This window comes from Pectobacterium sp. CHL-2024 (assembly GCF_044751765.1).
Lineage (GTDB): Bacteria > Pseudomonadota > Gammaproteobacteria > Enterobacterales > Enterobacteriaceae > Pectobacterium > Pectobacterium brasiliense.
The window spans coordinates 1-23,557 of record NZ_JBIXKO010000018.1; the positions used below are offsets into that span (position 1 = coordinate 1).

General features: G+C 55.7%; 17 protein-coding genes. All 17 read right to left on the minus strand.

What is annotated here, in order from left to right; translation table 11 throughout:
* Positions 1 to 260 precede the first annotated feature (260 nt).
* The gene (locus tag ACIPUG_RS18690; RefSeq protein WP_014916345.1) at positions 261 to 779 is read right to left on the minus strand and encodes an Hcp family type VI secretion system effector; all 519 of its coding nucleotides are present in this window, start codon (positions 777 to 779) and stop codon (positions 261 to 263) included.
* Between the two features lie 617 nt (positions 780 to 1,396).
* On the minus strand, positions 1,397 to 2,752 hold the full coding sequence (locus ACIPUG_RS18695) for a tetratricopeptide repeat protein (protein WP_094369864.1): 1,356 nt from the start codon (positions 2,750 to 2,752) through the stop codon (positions 1,397 to 1,399).
* Positions 2,753 to 2,780: 28 nt separating this feature from the next.
* Positions 2,781 to 4,217: a VasL domain-containing protein gene (locus tag ACIPUG_RS18700; protein ID WP_039467451.1), complete on the minus strand. Its 1,437-nt coding sequence runs from the start codon at positions 4,215 to 4,217 to the stop codon at positions 2,781 to 2,783.
* Positions 4,218 to 4,269: 52 nt separating this feature from the next.
* Positions 4,270 to 7,767: a type VI secretion system membrane subunit TssM gene (gene tssM / locus ACIPUG_RS18705; protein ID WP_039288434.1), complete on the minus strand. Its 3,498-nt coding sequence runs from the start codon at positions 7,765 to 7,767 to the stop codon at positions 4,270 to 4,272.
* Positions 7,768 to 7,791: 24 nt separating this feature from the next.
* Entirely contained in the window at positions 7,792 to 9,216 is a 1,425-nt protein-coding gene (gene tssA / locus ACIPUG_RS18710; protein WP_400339665.1) for a type VI secretion system protein TssA, read from the minus strand.
* 11 nt (positions 9,217 to 9,227) lie between these two features.
* Positions 9,228 to 9,788: a type VI secretion system-associated protein VasI gene (vasI, locus tag ACIPUG_RS18715; RefSeq protein ID WP_039530140.1), complete on the minus strand. Its 561-nt coding sequence runs from the start codon at positions 9,786 to 9,788 to the stop codon at positions 9,228 to 9,230.
* Positions 9,788 to 11,326, minus strand: a complete 1,539-nt coding sequence (locus ACIPUG_RS18720; RefSeq protein WP_400339668.1) for a sigma-54 interaction domain-containing protein — start codon at positions 11,324 to 11,326, stop codon at positions 9,788 to 9,790. The genes vasI and ACIPUG_RS18720 overlap by 1 nt, the downstream gene beginning before the upstream one ends.
* A gap of 2 nt (positions 11,327 to 11,328) precedes the next feature.
* Entirely contained in the window at positions 11,329 to 13,926 is a 2,598-nt protein-coding gene (tssH, locus tag ACIPUG_RS18725; RefSeq protein ID WP_400339671.1) for a type VI secretion system ATPase TssH, read from the minus strand.
* Between the two features lie 13 nt (positions 13,927 to 13,939).
* Positions 13,940 to 14,716, minus strand: a complete 777-nt coding sequence (icmH, locus tag ACIPUG_RS18730) for a type IVB secretion system protein IcmH/DotU (protein ID WP_010282512.1) — start codon at positions 14,714 to 14,716, stop codon at positions 13,940 to 13,942.
* A gap of 15 nt (positions 14,717 to 14,731) precedes the next feature.
* Entirely contained in the window at positions 14,732 to 16,069 is a 1,338-nt protein-coding gene (tssK, locus tag ACIPUG_RS18735) for a type VI secretion system baseplate subunit TssK (RefSeq protein WP_010282513.1), read from the minus strand.
* A gap of 2 nt (positions 16,070 to 16,071) precedes the next feature.
* A complete protein-coding gene (gene tssJ / locus ACIPUG_RS18740) occupies positions 16,072 to 16,593 on the minus strand; it encodes a type VI secretion system lipoprotein TssJ (RefSeq protein ID WP_039499938.1) in 522 nt (173 codons plus the stop codon).
* Positions 16,593 to 17,813, minus strand: a complete 1,221-nt coding sequence (tagH, locus tag ACIPUG_RS18745) for a type VI secretion system-associated FHA domain protein TagH (protein WP_039499940.1) — start codon at positions 17,811 to 17,813, stop codon at positions 16,593 to 16,595. Before tagH ends, tssJ begins: the two co-directional genes overlap by 1 nt.
* Before the next feature lie 2 nt (positions 17,814 to 17,815).
* Positions 17,816 to 18,814, minus strand: a complete 999-nt coding sequence (gene tssG, locus ACIPUG_RS18750; RefSeq protein WP_014916355.1) for a type VI secretion system baseplate subunit TssG — start codon at positions 18,812 to 18,814, stop codon at positions 17,816 to 17,818.
* Positions 18,778 to 20,544, minus strand: a complete 1,767-nt coding sequence (gene tssF / locus ACIPUG_RS18755) for a type VI secretion system baseplate subunit TssF (RefSeq protein WP_039467471.1) — start codon at positions 20,542 to 20,544, stop codon at positions 18,778 to 18,780. The genes tssG and tssF overlap by 37 nt, the downstream gene beginning before the upstream one ends.
* Before the next feature lie 2 nt (positions 20,545 to 20,546).
* A complete protein-coding gene (tssE, locus tag ACIPUG_RS18760; RefSeq protein WP_005972060.1) occupies positions 20,547 to 20,978 on the minus strand; it encodes a type VI secretion system baseplate subunit TssE in 432 nt (143 codons plus the stop codon).
* Positions 20,979 to 20,983: 5 nt separating this feature from the next.
* A complete protein-coding gene (gene tssC, locus ACIPUG_RS18765; RefSeq protein ID WP_039276617.1) occupies positions 20,984 to 22,462 on the minus strand; it encodes a type VI secretion system contractile sheath large subunit in 1,479 nt (492 codons plus the stop codon).
* A gap of 32 nt (positions 22,463 to 22,494) precedes the next feature.
* Positions 22,495 to 22,998 (minus strand): type VI secretion system contractile sheath small subunit, encoded by a 504-nt coding sequence (gene tssB / locus ACIPUG_RS18770; RefSeq protein ID WP_010282535.1) that lies wholly within the window; start codon positions 22,996 to 22,998, stop codon positions 22,495 to 22,497.
* Between the last annotated feature and the right edge of the window lie 559 nt (positions 22,999 to 23,557).

A 23,557-nucleotide genomic window follows, 5' to 3' on the forward strand; every position in this document is an offset into this window, starting at 1 on the left:
CGAAAGTGCCTGCTTCCAGGGCACCGACCTTTACGGTGAACTGTAATCCTGTACTGTTTGCCACCCGTCCTCTCCTTCTTCCTTCGCCGTTGCCATGGCTACCGCACGCCTCGGGTTTTCCCGGAGCGGCACGTCGCTATCCTGATTAAAATAAAAACCTGCGCTGTGGTCTGAGTCTGCTCACACCACAGTTCATGTTGATAAAGCATCGCGTTGAGAAAAACGCAGAAAACCCGGGACAAGCCCGGGTTCGGAGGGAATTACGCTTCGACCGGTGCACGCCAGTCATCGGAGCCGGAAGTCCCGGCAACGGTGTGCTCCCAATCGATTTTGCGGTAGGCCAGCGACACTTCGATCAACTGGGTGTAGTCCAGTTTTGATGGGTCCTGGCAGTGTGGCATTTTGCAGTCGATGTCCACGATGGTGGAGTCAGTCAACACGGTAGAGAAGAAGTGTTCTTGCTTACCTTCAACCGACGTGCGGTACCATTTCAGGGTCACGGTCGGCAGCATTTCGCCAGACGCCAGGGCGTTGTACATCAGCGGAACCGCTTTGTTCAGCGCGACGGTGAATTTGAACGGCTTGTGCACACGTTGGCCAGACGGCTGACCAGACTGTGGGTCGGTCGGTACGGTGACGATGTGTTTGAATTCCTGAACCAGCATTTCGTCTTCGTGGCCTTCCACATAGATGTTGCCGACAGAATCAGAAGTGAAAGCACCTGCAGTAATGTTGCCCTGAGTTTTACCTTCGATGCTGATATAGCATGGAGTTGGCATAGTCTTGCTCCTTGTTGTTGAACGGAATGAGTTATTGAACAGAATGAGTAACTTCACCGTCTGTATAGCAATTCACATGCCAAAATTTATCTTCATGTTTTATAAAGAAATTCACCTAACTAAAATTTCCCCTAAGTAAAATTTGAGCAAGAAGTTGCGCAGACCTCGCGAATCGTTTGCAGACATTGCGCAAAAAGTGATTTACACCAGAAAGTGAGCAAGAAGTTGCGCAGAATGCGCAGTTATTCTGAAAGTTTGCGTTAGCGATGAATTAATGAAATGAATAACCGATAGAAACCGTGCTTATTAATAGCAAAAAACTATGTTTGGCGATAAATCACTCATTGTCATAACAATAATAGTAAGCGGTCACTTACGTTTTTTATGAAAAACAGGAATGGCAAAGTCAGGACATCCCGTAATAAAAGAGTAATGAAAAGAGTCATAAAAACAAAAAACGGGTGTTGCTATCACGCAACACCCGCCTGTTTATTGCCACGACTTATTTATGCGACGACGTTCCAGTCAGATCGCAACGCGCTGTCGGCTCTGCTTTAACGATTTACTCTCAGCGGTTGCCTATCCGCAAGTGAGCACTAACGAACAACCACCACGCATTACTCTGTTTTTCCCGATGACCAGTGCATCGCCAACCGCTGTCCGGCTTTGATTTCATCCGGCTGCATAGTCGCTTCCAGATCGTTACGCGCATGAATGGCTTCGCTCATCCCCTCCGTCGCTGCCATCGCATACCAGGCGTAAGCATGAATACGATTGCGGGAGGCACCCAGCCCATCCTGACGCATCATCCCCATACGGTACTGCGCCATGCGGTTACCGTCATTCGCCGCCAGACGGTACTGTTTCATCGCCTCGACATAATCCTCTTTGCCGCCTTGTCCCAGCCGTAGCATCTCGCCATAGGCCAGACGGGATTCCGTGTCTCCTGCTGATGCCGCTTTGGCATATTCTTCACGCGCACGCACGAACTCGTTCGCTGTAAATAATCGCTCACCCAGCTCACGTTGCGCCCGAATATAGCCCGCAGAGGAAGCCTGAACCAGATACTGTTCGCGCTTTTCATGGGTTGTCTGGCTCTGGCTGAGTAAATAATCGGCCTCACCCGATCCGCCAGACGCAGCACGCTCCAGCCAATAACGCGCTTTTTGCTCATCCCAAGGTAAGCGCTTACCTTCACGGTATGCCTTGCCCAACCAAAGCTGTGCTTCGGCATCACCTGATGACGCGGACTTTTGATACCAGTTCAGCGCATTTTCGCCGTCTTCGTGCCGCGCCATCCACAGCTGCGCCTGTGCCTGACCCAGCGTCGCCGCACGGAAATACCAGCGCTCAGCCAGATCGCGACGGATAACCACACCTTTACCCTGCTCATAGCGCTGCGCCAGCTGATACTGCGCATCCCGATTGCCGAGCTCAGAGGCTTTCAGCAGCCACGACACGGCCTCTTTTTCGCCCCCCGCATGCGTCGCGTGCCACTGGGCAACAATCAGTTGCGCGGGGGGATAACCATTTGCCGCAGAGGATTCAAATGCGTTCAGGCAGGCCGCAACCAGCTTTCCCTGATGCTGAACCTGACAGTCCATACCGAGCCGATGTCCCGCTTCGCCATTTCCCAGACGTGAGGACGTTGTCCACCACTGGCGGGCTGACGGGCTGTTCTTGGGCGCGCCCAGCCCGGCCTGATACCAGTCGCCAACCTGAAGTGCGGCGGCCGCGCGCATTTCCGCATTAGCGGGAAGTTCAGACAGGCCAGATGCCTTCTGCATCCACTGCATCGCCTCGGTGTACTGCGAGCGCGCGGCTAGCGTCTTTGCCAACTGATATTGCGCCTCACCGTTTCCCCGATTCGCCGACGTCGCGAGTTCCGTTTCAGACAGCGATGTGACCGGCATCTGACATGACGCCAGCCAACAGGCCGACAGGACTATCACTAATTTTTTGTATTTCATCATGTGCTCAGCGTTTTTCCCTTCGCGATAATCAGCTGGCAGAATTACCCTGCTGCAAACGGTACAAGCGAACGTTGAAGGCGCGCAGTTCGTCTTCCATCGCACGTAGCTCCGCAGGCGTCAGCGACTGGTTCCTGGTTTTACGCGCCTCAAGCTCCCGCAGCCGTATCCCAAAGGGAACGTCCGATATCAGGTCTTTTTGCATATCGTAGAGCTTTGATTTCAGGTAGGAAATCGTCACCGTCCGCCGCTGCCGCTCCAGTTCCAGCAGTTGCTGCAACGTGTCGTTGACTCTGGCACGGGCCTGTTCGTACCCGCGTGTTTTTGGTTCATCGCCCTGCTGACGTTCAAGCGCAATCTGCCACTGGCGTTCCATCTCTTTCACCGCCAGCGAGTCGGGATAGAGCTGCTGCATCACGTTTTTCAAGCCATTTCCGTATTCATACAGATAGAACGGCGACGCATTTTTTACCTGTTCCAGCTGTGCCTGATAGCGGTTAATCAGCTCACCTTCCATGCCTTGCAATTTCTGCTCGCCCAGCGCAATACGCACCCGGCGAATGTCATTATGGTCGGGGGCAGCAGGCAACGCATACGCCGGCTGTTGCAATAGCGCCAGCGCATCAGCTTTCTGTTCCTGCCAATACTGCCAGCCTGTAATGGCCGCGACAGGCAGCGCACAGGTCAGCAGCCCGGAGACAAACCAAAACCACGCGGGCTTCTGCTTTTTATGCGCCTCAATCTTCAATACCGTCGGTTTCATTTGCCCTTTCTCCCGTCCGATGAGAATGCTGCCCGCAGGCAGAGCAGCCTGACCCGAGCCTGATGAACCACTGCTTTGCACCGTCGCACCCGGCTCCATGTCTGAATGAAAGAACACCATGGGTGGAATCTGCATATCCTGCTTTTTCAGTTCCTGATCGTCCGACACAATGACAATCTCGGTTTCATCAAACAAATGGGTATAGCCTTCGACGAAGTGCAGCAAATTCTCGACGCGAGGTATGCGGCTCAGCCCCGAGTTGTGCAGCTTTTCACTCATCAATTGCAGCGCGCGTTCGCAACGGTAAACCAGCCGCTTGTGTTCATGGCTGATGGCGTACTGCCGCACCACTTCGCTGATGCGAGCAATAAACCAGTCCAGCATCTCGATACGCGCCCGTTCCTGATGCACCGGCGGCCAGAAGTTATCCCACTGCGTCACGATCAAATTCGCCAGAAACTCACAGCTTTCCGTGAAGCCGGTCAATCCCGCCAGCCGTGAACGTGCCAGCGTAAAGTAAATCGCGGTCTGGAGATCCACGCCCTGCTTTTCAAAGATGGTGGTGGCCATATCGTGCACCAGCATCCAGTCCACGTCAGGGCGAGACGCGTGACTCAACTTGTTAATTTCCGCCCGAAGTGCGTCAAACTCCGGCAGCATCCGTGGATCGCGGCCGACTTTCAGGGCCTGTTGTGCATCTTGCATATCACATCATCCAGCAATAGGGAGCCTGAGCAGCAGGCTCCCGAGAGTTAAATTAATAAAGCGAGTCAGGCAGCGTGAACTGGCTGAACAGACCACCGGCAAACGGGTTATGGCTGGCATCGGTATACACGCGATACGTCATCGCGCCGTTTTCCAGCGAGAAGCGCACGTCAAAGGTGTTCTCATTCACCTGAGTCAACTGATCGCTATTGATTAAGCGGAACATCGCCCACGGCCCGCTAAAGCTCAGGCTGCGCGGTGAACGCTCACGATCGTCCGGCACCAGCGTCAGCTTGCTTTCGGCACCGTCGCGCATACTGTTTGGCCACACCAGCGGCGTTTTCTGGCGACGGCCGTGGCTGTATTCCAGCAGTTGTCCATCCAAATTGAGTACGCTGCGGCGCTTGTTCGCCGTCAGTTCCAGCGGTTCCAGAACGAAATGCACTTCCAGGCTGCCCTGCGCATTAAACAGGGTCTGGCGGATGCGGGTAGCGCGTTCAAGCTGTTTCACCAGCTCTGCCTGCAGAGGTGATGCCATGCCTTCCTCCAGCATGCCGCTCTCCATCATCGCCTTGAGGTTGGTTTGATAGAAGCTGTCCAGCGTCCCGCCAGTCATGAAGAACATTTCCATTTCCGATAGCGGCACATCCTTGTTCGATGACGGGTCGAAGGGGTAACGATCCGCCAGCTTCTCATTGAATGGCGTGACGACCTTATCCAGCCATTCCTGATTCAGCGACGACATCGCCAGCCCGGTCACCAGACTCGCGCTCTCTCCGGCTAATTGTCCTACCCAGCGATCCAGCGGCGCGGGAAGGCTGCGGGCGTATTGCTGTAAGGCGAATACCGGATCGGCAAATTTATTTCCCTGCCGCGCCTGCACCGCTTTCAACGCCGCCTGTCCCGGATCGGTCGCGTTAACGATCTGATCGAGATAGTGATAGAGATCCGTCAACTTCTGATTGACCTCTTGCACCAGCGGCCCCTGCTCACCGCGTCCGCTCAGCGCCGCATTGATAGTCATAAACGGACGACCAGTACGCGTGTTAATACTCTGCGCGGTATCGTTATCATCATCGGACAGTTTACGGATACGGGTGTTGTCACTGACCGTAGTCAGCACACGCTGGAAAGGCTGATCGTTGCCGGTAATATCCGTGAGGATATCGAGCGCCTGCTCCGGCGTATCGAGCGTCTGCACATCAATGTTCGCCAGCACTTTCTGCCACTGGTTGATGTAATCCGTAATGTAGCGGTCATTCACCTGACGCAGAATTTCCCGCCGATCGGCCTCGCTGAACTGCGCGCGCTCACGCTGTCCCAGCACCCAGGCGTCCAGTGCCGTCAGCTCTAACAGCGCTTTGTCCTGCTTGAGGTAATAATCACTAAAACCGGGATACGTCAGCAGCCGAGGCACGCTTCCCGCTTTGTCATTACGCAGAGAAAACACCGGGTCAAAGGTCGGCCCGACTTCGTCACGAATCGCTAAATCCGGCGGCAGCACCTGCGTCGCCTTCATCACCAGACTCTGGTAAACGCGCTGATACATCGGCAGCTTGCTCAGTTCCTGCTGGGCCAGCGTAATCGGCCCATTAAATGGCGCGAACGTGCTGATCGCTACCGCGTCTTTCTGCTCACGTGCCTTGTGCCAATCGGTGTGCTCAAGGGCGTAATCCAGATGCTGCATCAGCTGTTCCTGCACGTTGCCCTGTCCGGGAAATGCCTTCTGCCAACGCTGCGCCATAAACTGTTCGACCAGCGCTTTATTGCGCCCTGACGCATCATCCAGCATCCGCATCACGCGCAGAATCGTCAGCTTTTGCTCACTATTGGCCGGAGCCTGATTCAGATCTTCCAGCAACCCTTGCATCACCGCCGGGAGAAAGCGCTGATTCAGCATTTGCAGATAGGTGCCTTCAACATGAGGCCCAATCTTGTCGCCCTGATACAGGCCAAGATCGGCCAGCAGCGGCGTGCGCTCGTGGTAATTACCAAACGATAAGGTCGCATCGCGAATCAAATTCAGACGCGGCAACTGCTGATAGCCGTAGCCCTGCTGGCCTTCCAGCTCATTGGTGCCGATAAAGGCCTGCGCTTTCGTCAGGACGTTACGTCCCGCCTCTTCATTGACCCGATAGAAATGGTGCCAGCTGCCAATCAGCGCCAGACTGGCGAGCAGCATGCAGCCCACGCCGATACTCAGCCGACGCCGACGATAGAGGCTATGCAGCCGGTTTTCCCCCGCCAGACTGGCCTCAGGGAAAATGACGTCAGGGAAGAGACGCTGCACAAAGAACGTATTGGATTCACCGCGCAGCGCAGGGTTAATCGGCTCTGGCAGTTGATAACGGCGGGAAGCCGATTGCGCAAAGGCATCGAACGGCACCCCTTGTTGGTAGACCGAACTGACGTAGACGCCGCGGATCAGGAACGCCCGATCCTCGCCCGTCGCTAACGTTTCCGTCAGCACTTCCATCACGTAGTCTTTCACCCCAGCCAACTGGCGAACGAACGAGAACAGCGAATTGCGCACGCTTCTGTCGGATTGCGTCAGCAGCATATCCGGCAGGTTGTCATTCAGGTGCGTGACCCACTCGTCCCAGAAGCGCTCCAGCTCTTCTAACCAGCCTTTGCTGTTGCTCGCCTGCGGCGTAAACGTCACCCCTAATACGGCCTGACGCGCCTCGCGGTTCAACTGGCGATAGACCTTATCGAAGCCGCTCAGCATATCCAGCCGGGTCAGCGCGATATACACCGGTAAGCGCGTATTAATGTTGACGGAAATTTCCTGCAAGCGGGCGCGCATCACCTGCGCGTAGGCTTTGCGATCGGCGACGCCAGCCTGCGCCAGCCAGGAGATATCCAGCGTAAGCACCAGACCGTTGAGCGGCTGGCGGCGGCGATTTTCACTGAGCCACTGCAACAGGTGCTGCCACAGTCGAGCATGGCGTTGTCCGAGCGAATCGCCTTCCAGCTCAGGCTGGGCAAGTAGCTGTCCGCTTGGGTCCCAAATCACCGCGGATTCGCCGACCCAACTGCTCACCTGCTGGCCTGCCGCCACGTCTCGCAGCTCCGCATCCAGCTTCGGATTCATTTTGTTTGCCGGATTAGCGCGATGGATCAGGCTACTTTTCCCGCTGCCAGCCAGACCAATCGTCAGATACCAGGGCATCGCGTACAGCGCGCGTTTACCCAATTGGGTCTGAAACGCCTCCAGCCAGCGATCGAGAAACGTTTGCTGACTGTCGACATACACCTGCAAGGGATCCTGTTCAATCACCTGCTGCTCATGACGCTCCGCCCGCATCTGCTGCACACGACGCCAGACCAGCCAGGCGCTGTAGGAGAACGCCAGCCACAGCCAAACCAGCGTGAACACCACGCGGCCCCAGATTCCCTGCAACGGACGCGACTCGCCCACCGTCAAACGCGGCCCCAGCCACCAGGCCAGAACCAACACGACGACCCACAGCAGCACGCCCAAAAGTAACCAGGAGGGTTTAAGTTTAGGCAACTGCTTGCGTAGAAAGGTTATGATTGTTTTAAACATAAGTGACCATTCACTCCGAATGTCTTATTTTTTGCGGGATGCCGCCAACCGCTCCACGCGGCTGACCATTCCCGGTTCCCATTGCATCAGGCCCAATTGTTGGCTTTCCTGCCACATGTGCTGATAGTGCTGTGCTGCCAGTGATTTCATCCCTTCTTCGGCGAGTAAATCCGCCAGTACCAACTCGGCATAAAAGCGGTCGCGTGGTTCTTTCAGGCGACGCATGCGTTCATCCAATAGCTGCATCGCCGCCCCAATCCCTTTCTCATCCCGACAGGCCGCTGCCTCCGTTGCCAGATCGTCCTGCCGCGCCCCACCGCCGCCGCGAACGGGCTGGCTGGACTGCAACCACTGGCTACACTTCCCAGTCAAAAAGGGCGCGCCATCGCTGAACGCCAGTTCACGCAGCTCCGGCAAGCGCTGAATAAACGCAGAAAGCTCCTCGGCAATCGCCGTCGCGACAGAAGCATGTCCCAACCGTGAGGCCACCGAGGCGGACAGCATGTGGCCATCAAACCAGTAAGGAGCCAGCACCAGACTTTGTTCTATGCGTTCCCACAGCGCCAAATCAGCCTGCGCCAGCGCACTTTGGTATTCATCCACGCGGTCTGACGAGACGGGTGCCAGCTGGGTTTTATTTCCTTTGGACGACATCGGCGGTGTGGCAATGCCAGACCAGATAGCGTGGCGGCGCAGACGGTAGCCCATCGGTGAATCGGGATGACGCTCAACCAGCAGCGCTGCGACGTTCAGCTGCGTTTGCCGCCAGCCGCGTTCATCGGATGAATTAATTTCCACCGAACTGACGGGCGTCGAGGCCGCGCTGGCGCTGGTTTCACTCCCGCCCACGCCTCCACTGCTGCTGGCTGCCGGAGTCGGTTTTGCCGTCTGATTCGCCTGTTCCTGCACCTGCTGCCGCTGTCTGGCACGCTTAACGCCCTGCACCAGTTCATCCATCAGCGCCGCTTTGTCACTGGCCAGTTCGCCCCAGCGGGTCGCCACCTGCTCCGTTAACTGCTGCAATTGCTCCAGCTCTGCGCTGGATGCACTTTCTGCAATACGGGGCAGCGCGCTCTCAAAACGCCGAACAATCTGGATCATCAACTTCTGTTTCTGAACCGGACTGGCAGGCCACGCGGGCACCCAGTAACTTTCCAGCCAGCTGTCCAGCAGCATTAGGGCAGTAGAAAATGGTGTCGCTTTGGCCGGGTGCTGCAAGCAGCGCAATAGCTGCACCAGTACCCGCATGTCTTTGGTTTTGCTTTCCAGCAAGGTCAGGCAGTAACCCGCCACCACGTTAAGATCGACCTGGTTATGCGCCAGCGATCCGAGCTTGACCAGCTCCGTTTCGACCTTTTCCCAGAGCGGGTCGTCCGGCAATACCGCCGCGCGCAACATCTCATCCGGCAACGAGGTTTGCAGGCGTTTACACCAGGGGTGTGCATGCATGAACGCCTCCTTTACCAGTGACACTGCTGGCGCAGCGGCGCTAATGCGTCGCCCAGCCCGGCGAGTTCGATACGCAGCGCGTGACCGTCTGCACCGTTAAGCACCAGTTCGCGATGCCCAATCCAGCGCTTTAACGCATCAATCGCGGGCAGGCCGCGTCCCGACTCCAGCAGCAGTCCGCGATTGCGGATAAACCAGCTATCGGACACCGTCACACCATCGAGCTGGGATGTGACGGACTCACCTGCCCAGGGTTCGCTGAGCGTTAAGCGCAAATGCGTAATATTGCTGGCGCAGCTGATCACCAGCGTATTGCCATCGGCCAGCACGCGGGTGAGCGTCATATCGCCGCTGTCGGCTTCACGTCCCAGTTGAAACGTTCCGCCCGTCGCGGCGTTATCACGCTGTGGGGACAGCGTGCCGCTGCGTTCCGCTTCCCGCCCCAGCGCGTCATAACAGGCCAGCCGGAGCTCAGCAGCCGTCTCATTGCGGCACTGCTCCCATAACGACTGCCAGGCGGGATCGGGCGTCGCAGCGGTTGCCAACAATAGGGGTGCCATCGTCAGAAACATCAATTTACCTCCAGCTTCTGGCATTTGTGGTCGAGAGTGCGTTTAGGGATATTGAGGCTATCGGCCACCAGCAGGCGGTTGCCCTGAAACTGGCGCAAGCGTGCCTCAATGACAGCCGCTTCATAGCGCTGTGTGGCAATACGCAAATCGTGGATGTGCTGATAGCGATCCTGCTCTTCAGGCGGGCTGCTCGTCAGCCGCTCGCGCAGTTCCGGCGGCAGCGATGACAGAGACAGCGCCTCACCGTCCGGCGTATGCGCGCAGGCGACTTCCAGCAGATTGCGCAGTTCCCGCACATTGCCGGGAAAGTCGTACGCCACCAGTTGGCGCAGGAAAGCACGGTTCAACGGCCCAACGTGCTTTTGCTGTTTATCTGCAAATTGACCGATGAAGTGCTCGCACAGCAGACGAATATCGTCCGGCCGCTCGCGCAGCGGGGCGACCTGCAACAGGCACTGGCAAAGACGATGATAGAGATCCTGCCGAAATACGCCGTCAGACACCTGCTGTTCCAGCGGCTGATGGGTCGCGGCAATCAGGCGGAAATCGGAATGCACTTCTTTCTCCGCACCGAGGGGACGGAAGCTATGCGTTTCCAGCACTCTTAACAGCTTGGCCTGCATGGACTGCGGCATATCGCCGACTTCATCCAAAAACAGAGTTCCGCCGTTAGCCTGCTCGACCAGACCAATCTTGTTGCTTTGTGCGCCGGAGAACGCGCCTTTTTGGTAGCCAAACAGCTCGCTTTCAATCAGGTTTTCCGGGATCGCCGCGCAGTTGATGGCAATAAAGGGCTTGCCGGCGCGTTCGGAACACTGATGCAGCAGACGCGCGACCACATCTTTCCCTGAACCGGTTTCGCCCTGAATCAGCACCGAAAGACGGTGTTTTGCCGCCTGATAAATCTGCTGATGCAGCTCTTTAATGACGACAGATCGACCAATCAGCGTGGCTTCCACTCGCGTTTCCTGCTCGCGACGGCTTTGCCCCTCATCCTTAATCTGGCGAAGTGAATCTCTCAGCGCGACCTGCTCCCGTCGGGTATGCGCCAGCTCACGCAGCAGCATAAGCTGACGGCAAAACACCTGCGCCAGCCGCTCGCACTCGCCGCGCTGATGCAGCGTTTGCAGGCGCGTCGGCGTATCCAGCAGCGCCAGCACTGCCAGCGGTTTACCGCTCTCCGACAGCAGCGGTAACGCATGCAGCCCGCAGTTCGTCCCGACAGAAACCAGCATCTGCCGAAATTCACGGTGCTCAATGCGGGCACCACCATAGAGAGAATCCCAGGTGCGCGCCTGATTCTTATGCAGCGCATAAGCCAGTGGGTGGCTAAAGTCATCCACGCCCAGACTCAGCGCCACCGGCGTTTCATGCACTCGCCCCTGGCAGGTCAGTTGCCTGCCGCTGACATCCACCATACCCAGTAGCATCCCTTGAGGCTGCCAGGCGTCCTGCATCGTCTCCAGCAGCCAGTCGCACAGACCGGCCTCGTCATGCTGTCGGGTGAGTGCAAGCGCCACTTCGAGGGCATGTTGCATACTCAGCCCTCAACCTCAGTCTGGAACTGGCCGGCTTCGACGCGGAAATGAATACGGCTGACAGGCTCACCCGCAGACATGCGTTGCAGCAGCTGTAGCGAAACAGGTGGCAGCAAGGCGCCATCAATCACCGATTCGAGCATACGCGCGCCGTTTTCACTGCGATTCGCCAACCGCAGAATCTCTTCCGGCACCTCGTTCTCAATGATGACTTCCGCCCCAAAGCGCTGTTGCAGCAGGGACACCAGACGCGACAGTTTGCCTTGTACGATCTCAACCATGGTGTCATGCGCCAGCGGCAGGTAAGGAATGACTTCCATACGCGCCAAAAGTGCGGGTTTGAAGAAGGCCGCCAGCTCAGGGTAAAGCGCATCCAGCAACACATCCGACTGCTCGGCGTAGTTCACAATCGTCTGGAACCCGAGGTTGGACGTCAGGAAGAACACTACGTTGCGGCAGTCGATCACCCGGCCTTCACCATCGGCGAGTTCACCTTTATCAAACGCCTGATAGAACAGGTTCAGGACATCCGGGTGCGCCTTCTCCACTTCATCCAGCAGCACCACGGAATACGGTTTCTGGCGGATGGCTTCGGTTAACACGCCGCCTTCACCAAACCCGACATAGCCCGGCGGTGAACCGATCAGGCGTGAAACCGTATGTTTTTCCTGATATTCCGACATATTGATGGTGGTCAGATAGTTGCGTCCGCCAAACATCAAGTCGGCAATCTGGAGCACGGTTTCCGTTTTACCCACGCCGCTCGGCCCTACCAGCAGGAAAGCCCCCAGCGGACGCCCCGGACGTCGAAGATCCGCACGCGCAGTCAGCAGGTGTTTATGCAATTGAGCAATCGCCAACTGCTGCCCTTTAATTAAATCCCCCAGGAATTCAGGCAGGCGCGTGACGACATCCATTTCACTCTGTGAGATGCGGTTCAGCGGCACGCCCGTCCACTCGGCAATAACGGCCGCAATCTGCGTTTTATCAACGTGAGGAGAGACCAGTACCGAGGACTGTTGCAGCGCTTCCAGCGCCTGTTCACAGGCTGCCAGTTCCGCCGCGGCTGACACCGCATCAAAATCGACAGACTGCTCTTCATCCAGCAGCGCCGTACGCAGTTCAATCACACGCTGAACCTGTGTTTTCTGCTGCTGCCAGTCGGCTTCCAGCTGTGCCAGCTGTACCGTACCGGCTTCGCGTGCATCACGCAGTTCAGCTAATCGTTCTTCGGTATTGCCCAGACCAATACGCGCCTGACGCTCAAGCTGGGTAATTTCCATCTCCTGCTGATGCAGGCGGGTTTGTAGCTGGCTGACCGCACGCGGTGGCGTCGTCAGGTTAATCGCCACGCGCGCGCTGGCCGTATCCAGCACGTCGATGGCTTTATCGGGCAGTTGGCGACCGGAGATATAGCGGGCCGACAGCTGTGCCGCCGCCTGAAGCGCATCTTCATCAATCAGAACACCGTGCGCCTTTTCATAGATGCCGCGCAGCCCACGCAGGATAACCGTGGCTTCTTCCGCATTCGGTTCACCGACTTTGACGAGCTGGAAACGGCGGGAAAGCGCGGCGTCCTTCTCGACGTATTTTTTGTATTCGCTCCAGGTCGTGGCCGCGATAGTGCGCAGTTCACCGCGCGCCAGTGCAGGCTTGAGCAGGTTGGAAACGTCCAGCCCACCCGCCTGATTGCCTGCCCCGATGAGCGTATGCGCTTCATCAATAAACAGAATGATAGGGCGCGGTGAATCTTTCACTTCCTGCATCACGCCTTTGAAGCGTTTCTCAAATTCGCCTTTCACCGAGGCACCGGCCTGCATCGCTCCCAAATCGAGCGTGAGCAGTTCCACATCCCGCAGTCTTTCCGGCACGGCACCGGCCACGATGCGCAGCGCCAATCCTTCGATCAGCGCACTTTTACCGACGCCTGCTTCCCCGACCACAATCGGGTTGTTTTTACGACGACGAGAGAGAATGTCGATCATCAGATCGATTTCATGGTCGCGGCACAGCACCGGATCCAGTTGCCCCTGCCGGGCGGATTCCGTCACGTTTTGGGTATAGCGAGAGAGCTGCGTGTTCGCCGCAGCAGCCTGTTCGGCCGTGGCAGACTGCACCGCGACTTCCGTTTCCACCGAATCCTTCACCCACTCATCAAACTGCTGGCGTAAAAGCTCACGGTTAATCTGCGCCAGCGGGCGGGATACTGCGCCAGCCACATAGCGATTGGGCGTCATCAGCAGGACCAGCAGCAAGATGCCGCTACGCAGGCGTGAATGTTGGAATTCAGCCGAGGCCAGCAGCCAGCTATCCTGCAACCACTCCACCAACAGCGGGGAGAATGAGGGATAACCCGCATCAAATTCTTTATCCATGGAGGAAGGCAACAGCAGCGAAGACAGCTCATCCGCATCCACGCCCGCACGCTTAAGGATCTGGCGTACATCGCACAGTGGCGTTTCCAGCATTTTCAGCAACAGGTGCTCAATACGGATTTCCGCACCCTGATGTTGAATACAGAGTGCCGCCGCTTCTTCCAGCATATGACGGCACACGGGGTTGAGTCGTTCAACCAGTGTCGGCAGTTCAATTCGAATCACGGTGTAGCTCCTGTTATTGTAATAATTCTCCCAGCTGACGCAGTACGTCCTGGGTTTGATGAGTTAGCTGATAGCGGTACAGGCCGAAGGCGGCCACCAAGACCACACACACGCCGACAAATAGTGTGCGTAATGACACCTGTCTGCGTAGTTGGTAGCGCGAGGCTTGCTGCCCCAGATTCAGGTGGAAGACCGTCGGCGAATTCGCGGGTTCAGGACGCAGGGTGTCATGTAGCTTGTTCACGACGCGGTTCAGTTCTTCACGCCCTTGCGTCATCACCCGATAGCGCCCTTCAAAACCCAGACAGAGGCAGAGGTAGATAAACTCCAGAATGTCGCGATAGCGGGTAGGGTCGTCCAGCAGCTTCTCCAGCAGGACAAACACCTTTTCGCCTCCCCAGGTCTCATTGTGAAAACGGGTCAGCAGAGAATGGGCCGACCACATGCTTTGACCGCCCCACTCCCGTCCCATCACGGCTTCATCAATGAAGGTGCAGAGGATGTAGCGGAACGACAAGATCACGCCGTTTTCGTAGCCATGAGAGTGTAATTCCTGCTCGATAGCCTGAATTTCAGATACCACGCGCTGATACAGATCTTCCACACCCTCATAGGCAGAGAGCTGGCGCACCCGCTCTACCATGCCCAGCAGCGGCGTGACCGCATCCACCATCGGATTAATGCTTTGTCCACGCAGGCGGAACCAGTAATCGGAGTCCATATCCAGCTGGCGGGCATGGTCAAAAAGCAGATCGCCCAATTGATCGTTTTTAATAACCTCTATGCTCATCTTTTCCTCTCCTTACTACTGCCCACGGATAGCCCAAAGCTGCATATCCAGTTCCGGGAATTCGCCGGCAATGTGGAACGCCAGCGTGTTGCCAGACACCAGCACCTGCCAGGCGGGGCTTTGTCTATCCAGTTGGAAATAGCTGTAACCCGCGTGATAAGGCAGTTGGCGCGGCGCAACCGGCAGCGGCAGTAGCGGGATACCTGGCAATTGCAGGCTGATCAGTTCGCGGATCTTCTCGCTGGAGGCGATCTTCGTTTGTTGCAGCAGCTGTTTACGCAGATGCTCCTGCGGCATACGCGCACGCACCGCCAGGACAAACTCGGCGCTGGCCATCAATTCCGCATCGCCAACCATCGCCACCATCACGCCATACGGCTGCTTCTTCAGTTGGATGGAGACGGCGCGCGGCGACAGCACGGTACTCAGCGCCTGACGCAGCGCCATCATCAGCGGCTCAAAGCTGGCCTGCTGGTGTTCGTGACGATAGGCGGGGAATTCAGGCGGCAGACGCGACTCATCGGTAAACGTCATCAGCTCGCCACACAGCTCAACCAGCGTTTCGTGCAGGCGTTCAGGGTGCAACGTGCCAAGGCGCGCCAGATGCGACAGCTTGGGCTGCGCGCGGTTAAGCAATTGCAGCATCATAAATTCGGCCACGTCCGCGACGCCCTGCTGTCCCGGTGCGGCAATACGCTGTGCCAGACTGCGCGCGCGTTCCGCGACTAGGCCTGCGGATTCCCCCAAAAAGCGTTTTAAGGTGGGGATCGCGGTGACGCTGATACTGCACGGCATAAAATTCGGATCCAGAATCAAGCCGCCGTCAGGGCGTTTATCCAGAATGTTGGCAATCGCCAGCGAGGCATAGGCGCTGCGATCGTCACGATCGAGCATCAGGCGCAGGCTGACCTTACCGACTTCCAGAGAAACGATATCGCCGCCGTCGCTGTGCAGGTCGCGCACGTCATGCCGGTGCGATTGCAGGCGGCTGGCGATCCCCTGCCCCGGCTGACCGACTTCGCTGACGCCATTCACCGCCAGCGGCAGCGCCAGATACACTTTCTGGTTTGCCAGCGCGACGTCGGTAATCTCCAGCGGCAGCGGCAGCGCGTCGTCGCCTGGAATATTGAACACGGTGCCGTCAGGCATCACCCCGCTGGCATTAACCAGCGCGATGCGGCCAAAATTGAGGTATTCCTCATTAATCGCCAGCGACTGCAAGCCATAGAAATAGTCACTGAGGGCGCTGAGACGCGCGTGCAGTGCGTAATCAGTGTGTCTTTGCTGTTGTTGAAAATGCTGCGGTTTAATGAACAGACCTTCCCGCCAGATAATGCGATTGCGACTCGACATAGTTATTCTTCTTCTTGGTCTTTTTTGATTTCGACTTCATCCCTGCGCAGGTGCACGAGGATCTGATACGTCTGCCCGGTATTCTTTAGCTTGATGACTTTGCGCCACTCTGCGCTTTCCGCATCGGCATAGCGCGCCACCACGCCGAGGTAGTGCACTTTTTCATCCAGCGCTTCGGGCGGCAGATATTTGAACTGCCCCGGCAGCAGCGTGTAGTCCTGATGATTGATGTAATTCTTGGCTAACGCTTTTTCGATATCCGTCGTGATTTGGTCGTAATCGGTGGCTAACAGACGCGAATCTTCCGCCAACAGCACCAGTTGGAATTCGATAGGTGCGGCTTCACCGCTATCATTCGGGTTAACGTCCGGTTCCGCCAGCAGGCTAAATCCCACGGTAGAAGGCTGATGATTATTACTGCCTACCTGAATGTCGGGATTCGCCGCCACCTGCGCCATCTTGCCCAGCGTGGTACACCCCGACAGCAGGAACATCAGGGAACATAAGCACAGAGCCCGCAGCATTATTTTTGCTCCTGCTGTTGACGCACGGAACGGTCATACGCTTGCGCATACACCTGATGGAACAGTTTCTGGAAGCCCTGCTGGCGCGGCGACGTTAATTCACGGTAGTAGTGTTGATACATCTGCCACGCCCAGCCGTCATCGGCCGCCAGTGGTTCGCCACTGCGGCGATAGTGCTCAAAGCGGCTGAGCAGCGCGGCAGGCGAGAAGGCCTGAAGAATATTTTCCAACGCTACGGCAATCGCTTGCTGGTTCGCGATGTGATGCACCCGCACATTGTTCAACACCTCTTCCACGGCGGCAGGCGCAGACAGGTGAACCGGGCTCTTCCCTTCGGCAAACAGCACCGACAGCGTATCCGCATAGCCCAGCCCCAGACGCAACGGGTTATCTTCAATCGGGCGTAAATGCGTGTCCGCCATGGCCGCCTGTTCCGTCTGCAATGCCAGCAGGCCTTCCACCATCGCGCGCAGGCTTTTCCCCATTTCTTCCAGCATTTCGCGCAGTCGTGCATCATCACCCGGCTGAAGCGACAGCCCCAGCCCGCGCATCAGCGGTGCCAGTGAGGTGCCATCGTTGTAGCCCTCCAACCCTTCTCCCGCGTACGGTGTGTTGATGGTCGGTAATTCCACAAATTTCTGATCCATAGTGTCCTCAGCAGAAGAAAAAGAAGAAAGAGAGGTCGTGAGCGATGCGCCGGCCGTCTCACTGTCTGATGGCAAGAGTGGCTGGCTCTGCTCTTTTTGTAGTGCCCACAGCGGGTCATTCAGCACCACCGTGGGATCGGCCAGATCCGTTGAGCGCTTTTTTTTATCTTCCGTTAACCAGCCGCCCAGCACATCGACCGTGCCCTGCCCTAATACCTGATCGATATCCTGTTCCGTGGTGGGATCGCCGATATAAACGCCCAGCCGGAAAGGCCCGATAACCAGCTCATCGCCGTGCGACAAAATGACTTTGCGATCGCGCCCAATCGGCGACAGCGATCCGTTAATAAAAGACTGACCGCTCAGATCGCACAGGCTGAAATAGCCGTCGGTCATGTCGATACGGGCGTGCTCCGGCACCACGGAGCCAAGGCGATCCCGCAGTTGCCACTGGTCTTTTTCCGACGCGCCCAGCGTGCCACCACGGTGATCGAACTGGTGCTGCACCTGAGAATTGATATCGAGCTGCTCACTGTTGAGCACAACCAACGTGAGTGGATGGGTTACGTTCACATTTACTCCTGCACACAAATCGTCACATAGGGATCCGCGGGCGGCTGCCCGAGAAAGCTGCTCCATCCCAACCGGCTGCTTTGCTCACTGCCCAGACTTAAGCCCTTAGCTTCGCCTTCCGCAAAACCCAGACGCAGATCCCAGGCCAACTGATCGCGAAGAATGAAAGAGACAAAACGCACCAGCGGCTGAAAATGCTCGCCGTTGGGCAAGAAGCTGAGAAAGCGGCTAAAGCTGAGATTGCCGACCTTGAGCAAAAACTTGCCGGCGCAGTCATTCACTTTGTCGCCGATAACAAAATCACCGCCCAACATCATGTTTCCTTTGCCCAGGCGGTTCTGCTGCCCTTCGTGAATGGGCACGCGACGGTGCTGCCAGGCCAGGACAGCCACGTCATCCAGGTCAAAACAGTGAATAACTAAGCCCGCGACCACTTCCGGGGAGCGGCTGGGGCTGGCGAGCACCCCGGCGTAGGACAGCATCTTGGCGCGGTTAACCGGCAGGCTGTCGCGTACGGCGTCATTCCCTAACCCCACCAGCGCAAACATCAGGCGGGAGAATCCATCCTCCCCCTCATTCTGAAAGCGGACGTGATAGCGGTATTTGCGCCATGCGCGGTGCAGCAGCGTGAGTAAGCGGTGATGAAAAAAGTCGAGAAACACGCCCAGCTTCTGTTCGCCCTGCGCGTATTCCCAGGCCAGCTCTTCGAGGTAATAACCGGGCATCGGTGACTGACTGCCGTGCAGGCCAAGAAACGCGACTTCCAGCTCCTGACGGCCATCTTCATCACGTCCCACCTGCAAGATATCGCTCGGGTGAAAACCGATGGAGGCCGTAGAGCGAAAGCGCAGGCGTTCCTGTTCAGGGCGGAAATCCAGCTCTTGTTCCAGATCCACGCCTTCCAGCTGGTTAAGTAACTCCACCAGTTGGAAAAAATTAAAGCGTGAGACATCCTGACGGAACGTCACATCATTGAGTGTTGACCTATCTGTACCGGCCATCGGTAGCGCTCCTTGTTATCGATGTTGACCACTTCCAACAGGTGGAAAGCGTTGACGCTGGCGTATAGCGAGAAGAAGTGCGCCAGCACCGTACTAAACAGATAGAGTTCTCCTTCACTGGAAAACGCGGATTGCCGTACTGACAGGATGGATTTCAAGCCGCGAACCGGCATCCCCTGCACCAGACGGTCGATCGGTGTGGTTTCGATAGATTCGATCCCTGCCAGACGCTTACGCGAGGCTTGTTCCGCCTGCTTGTCGTGCAGTGCAGGGAAATCATAAGTACGCAGAATTTGCACCAGCGCATCGCGCCGCAGCAGCGACACATAGTTTAGAGACAGGTTGGAGATCAGCGTCCAGTGCAGGCTGCCATCCATGGCAGGCCGCAGCGGTCGCGTCGGCCGCACCAGATTGCGAAACGTCGCGAAAGACGGCGAATTGCCGGTTGGCACACAGATCGACCCAACAGGCAGTTTCGCCGCACGCGATCGGTTGGTACAGGTCAGCGTGACCGAGATGGATTCATCTAAATCAATCACTTCCTGCTCATCACCACGCACAAAAGAGAGCATGTGATCAAACCCGTTGCCGTTCACCGCTTCCCTTACCCGAATACGGTAATAGAGCGCGAGCCGTCCTTTGGCACGTTCGATTTGGTGCTGAAAGCTCTCAAAAGGCTGATAGGTGCGTGGAATCCCCCGAGCACGACCTGAATTCCCTTCAACCCAGCCTTCAACCTTATCCACAGAGAAGATTTCAAAGCTATCGGCGTTGCGGTAGCTGGCTTTCAGCGGGTAATCCGTCTGGCGTCCGCTGAGGTTGATCGGCTCGCTATCATGCTGGAAGAGATTGATTGCCGGCACGCAGTTGAGCATGAACGAATCAGGACGGATCTTCAGCTCCGCCGGCAGCGGGCGGTCAAAGCAAAAATGCAGACGGAATTCCGTTACCGTCAGCGGAAGCTCCGGCCATACCGCGTCCGCGAGTTGGAAAAAGAGAAAACTTTCAGGAAAACAAAAGTATTCCTGCAGGATACGGTAGCCAGAATAGACGTTGCCGGGATACGGCAATAGCGCATCTTCCCGCTCAAAGCCGACCGTTTTCAGCACGCTGGCTTCCTGACGGAAGCGCTGACCATCGACTTCCAGCTCAATGTGCGACAGTTGGCTGGCAATCCAGAAATAGAGTTCGTAGGCCGTATAGGTATCACCGCCCAGATAAAAGCGCAGCTTGTCGAGTTGTAGATCGCTTAGCGATAGCGGGCCATGCAGCCCAATATCCAGCGTAATGGTGGACAGATCGTTGCCGCTCTGTACCTTGATCTCACGGATATCCGCTGGATAAATCCAGGCATCGTGGCAGGTCTGAAAATGGCAAACCACATCATCAATCGGCAGACTATCAAGCTCACAGCCGCGCTCAACAAACGCGGGCTGGGCAATCGCGCCGGGGAGTACCGAAAACTGCATAATCGTCATGCTCGGTACGGGGCGCAGATAATTAGGCCACAGCATGCCCAGCAGACCGTGTGTCAGTTCCGGAAATTCATCCTCGATCTTCGCCCGCAGGCTCCCTGTCAAAAAGGCGAACCCTTCCAGCAGACGCTCGACGTCTGGATCCGTGGTTTGTTCTGACAAAAATCGGGTAAGCTCAGGGTGCGCCTTGGCGAATTCACGCCCTTGCAGGCGCAAGTAGGTCAGCTCATCCCTGAAAAAATGTTCCAGTGACATAATCAGATCATTCTGTAGTGGCGGTGGCTATCCATATGGATATTGAAAGAGGCAACCTGCTCCAGATCTTCCAATCTGACCCGGGCGGTAACCTGAAACGACATCTCCATCGGATTCGATAAATAGTCCGATGTGTCGACATCCACATGAACAATTCGCGGTTCAAAGCGACAGATACACTGTCGGATCGCCTCCCGGATTTTCCCTCGAATGTCCGCCCCACCCTGCGTCGCGTCATTAAAATCAATCACGCCAAGCTCAGGTGCGCTGCGGCAATTTCCGGGCCGAGTGTTGAGCACATTGTCCAATTGACGCTTAACGGACTCGATCAGTGCTTCAACTTCCGTTTCAGGGGAGGAGCGACGCTCCTCCCCACGGATACGATCAAACAGACTTGCCGCGTTTCCCCTTTCCCAGGCAGAAAGAGACGGCATAAGTCTTATTCCTTATCCAAACGCCCTACCAGCGACAGCTCAAAGTTCGCCCCCATGTACTTGAAGTGCGGGCGCACAGACATGGTGACCTGATACCAACCTGGTTCTCCTTCTACATCCAGCACTTTGATTTGTGCGGCACGCAGAGGACGACGGCTACGAACATCTGCCGGCGGGTTTTCCTGATCGGCGATGTACTGTTTAATCCAGGTATTCAACTCACGCTCAAGATCCTGACGCTCTTTCCATGAGCCAATCTGTTCACGCTGCAGCACTTTGATGTAGTGCGCCAGACGGTTGATGATGAACATGTACGGCAGTTGCGTACCCAGCTTGTAGTTGGTTTCCGCTTCTTTACCTTCTTTGGTGTTTGGGAACACCTTCGGCTTCTGCACCGAGTTAGCCGAGAAGAACGCCGCGTTGTCACTGTCTTTACGCATCGTCAGTGTGATAAAGCCTTCTTCGGCCATTTCATATTCGCGACGATCGGTGATCAGGACTTCAGTCGGGATCTTGGCCTGAAGTTGGCCCATGGCTTCATACACATGCACGGGCAGGTCGGTAATCGCACCGCCGCTCTGCGGGCCAATGATGTTCGGACACCAGCGGTATTTCGCGAAGCTGTCCGTCAACGCCGTTCCCATCAGATAGGCGGTGTTGCCCCACAGATAGTGTTCGTGATCGGTGCTGATATCTTCCTTGTAGTTGAAGCCCTTAATCGGGTTCTCTACCGGGTCATAAGGCAGGCGAGCCAGGAAGCGCGGTGCCGTCAGCCCCAGATAGCGACCGTCTTCGGACTCACGCAGCGAACGCCATTTCGTGTAGGCCGGGCCTTCGAAAACGGATTTCAGATCTTTGATGGAAGGCAGATCGGTGAAGCGATCCACGCCAAAGAAGGTCGGTGCAACGGAAGAGATGAACGGCGCATGCGCCATCGCACCCACGGCGCTGACATACTGCATCAGCTTGATATCTGGTGAACTTTGCGTCAGCGCATAGTCACCGATTACGCCACCGATAGGTTGACCACCAAACTGGCCGTAGCCGCTGGAATACACGTGCTTATAGAAGCCAGACTGTGAGATTTCAGGGGCGAATTCGAAATCTTCCAACAGCTCTTCTTTCGTCGCATGCAACACCAACAGTTTGATGTTTTCGCGGAAATCGGTGCGATCAACCAGCAGTTTCATCGAACGCCAGGAAGATTCCAGTTCCTGTAATTCTTTCGCATGCAGAATAACGTCAATCTGCTTGCTGAGCTTTTTGTCCAGTTCGACAATCATGCTATCGACCAGCGCTTTGTTCACGGGTTCTGCTGCATTACCGCTATCAAGAATGTTAGCAACCAGCGCGGCAATGCCCTGTTTAGCAACGCTGTAGCCTTCATCAACCGGGCTGATACGCGCTTGAGCCATGATGTCATCAAGCAGCGATCCAGAAGCATTGGCGGCTCCTGCCTGAACCTGTTCTTCAACTATTGACATATTCGTTTCCCTATTTCGTCAATAAACATCAATTATTCGGCGGGTTTGACCAGATCGAGCTCTTTCAGAAGCTGCTCTCTGGCTTCTTCGCTGGACAACAGATCCTGCAAACGATTACGGAATGAGGGAATATTGCCGAGGGGGCCTTTCAGCGCCACCAGTGCTTCACGTAAATCAAGCAACTTACGTAATTCAGGCACCTGTTGGGCAATGCGGTCAGGGGAGAAATCATTCAGACCGCCGATGCTCAGTTTCACTGGCAGGTCGTCCTGACTTTCTTCTTCAAGGCGGTTTGGCACACTGAAATTCAATTCCAGATTTGCTTCTTTCATCACTGAGGTAAAGTTGTTCTTATCGATCGATACGGTCTGACGTTCTTCGATCGGCGTTTCCTCTGTGCGCCCTTTCATATTTCCCACGATCATCAGCGTCAACGGCAATTCTATTTCCGCCTGCTGACCACCAGTGGCCGGAACATATTTGATATTAATACGTTCCTTTGGTGCGACAGATGCACCATCAGTTCCTTTTGCCATGTGTCTATACCAACGTAAGGGCACTCGGGCCCGGAGAAGTAAAGTCGATTCCTACCAAAAGCCCGCCATAATCCATAAGAACGGCAGCAATTCGGCAAACAAATATCCCCGTCATACTTCAAGTTGCATGTACGTTGGCTGCATTCGGTCACCCGAATCACTTACCTGAGTAAGCTCATCGGGATTCCTTCTCTTGCCGCCTTCCTGAAACTCGAATTATTTAGGGTATAGCGTATTTGTTTTTCGACCAGCGAGATGAAATAAATTAAAAACCGAATTAAAAAGCATAATAAAACCGTAATGTTACGGTTTATATCGGCGTAAAAAGAATCACACCAAGAAGGAATTAAATACATTTATATTTTGAGTTTAGATCATACACACAACATAAACGCACGGTCAATGCTTATATAGCAGAGCAACTAAACGGAATCACTAAAACACAAAACACATTAAAAACAATAAATTAACTTAACCTTAAGTAAAAATAAACAGAAGAAAAAATAATATACCGCTGATTTTCAATTAACGGAAAAGGCATATATTTTATGCCTTTTAA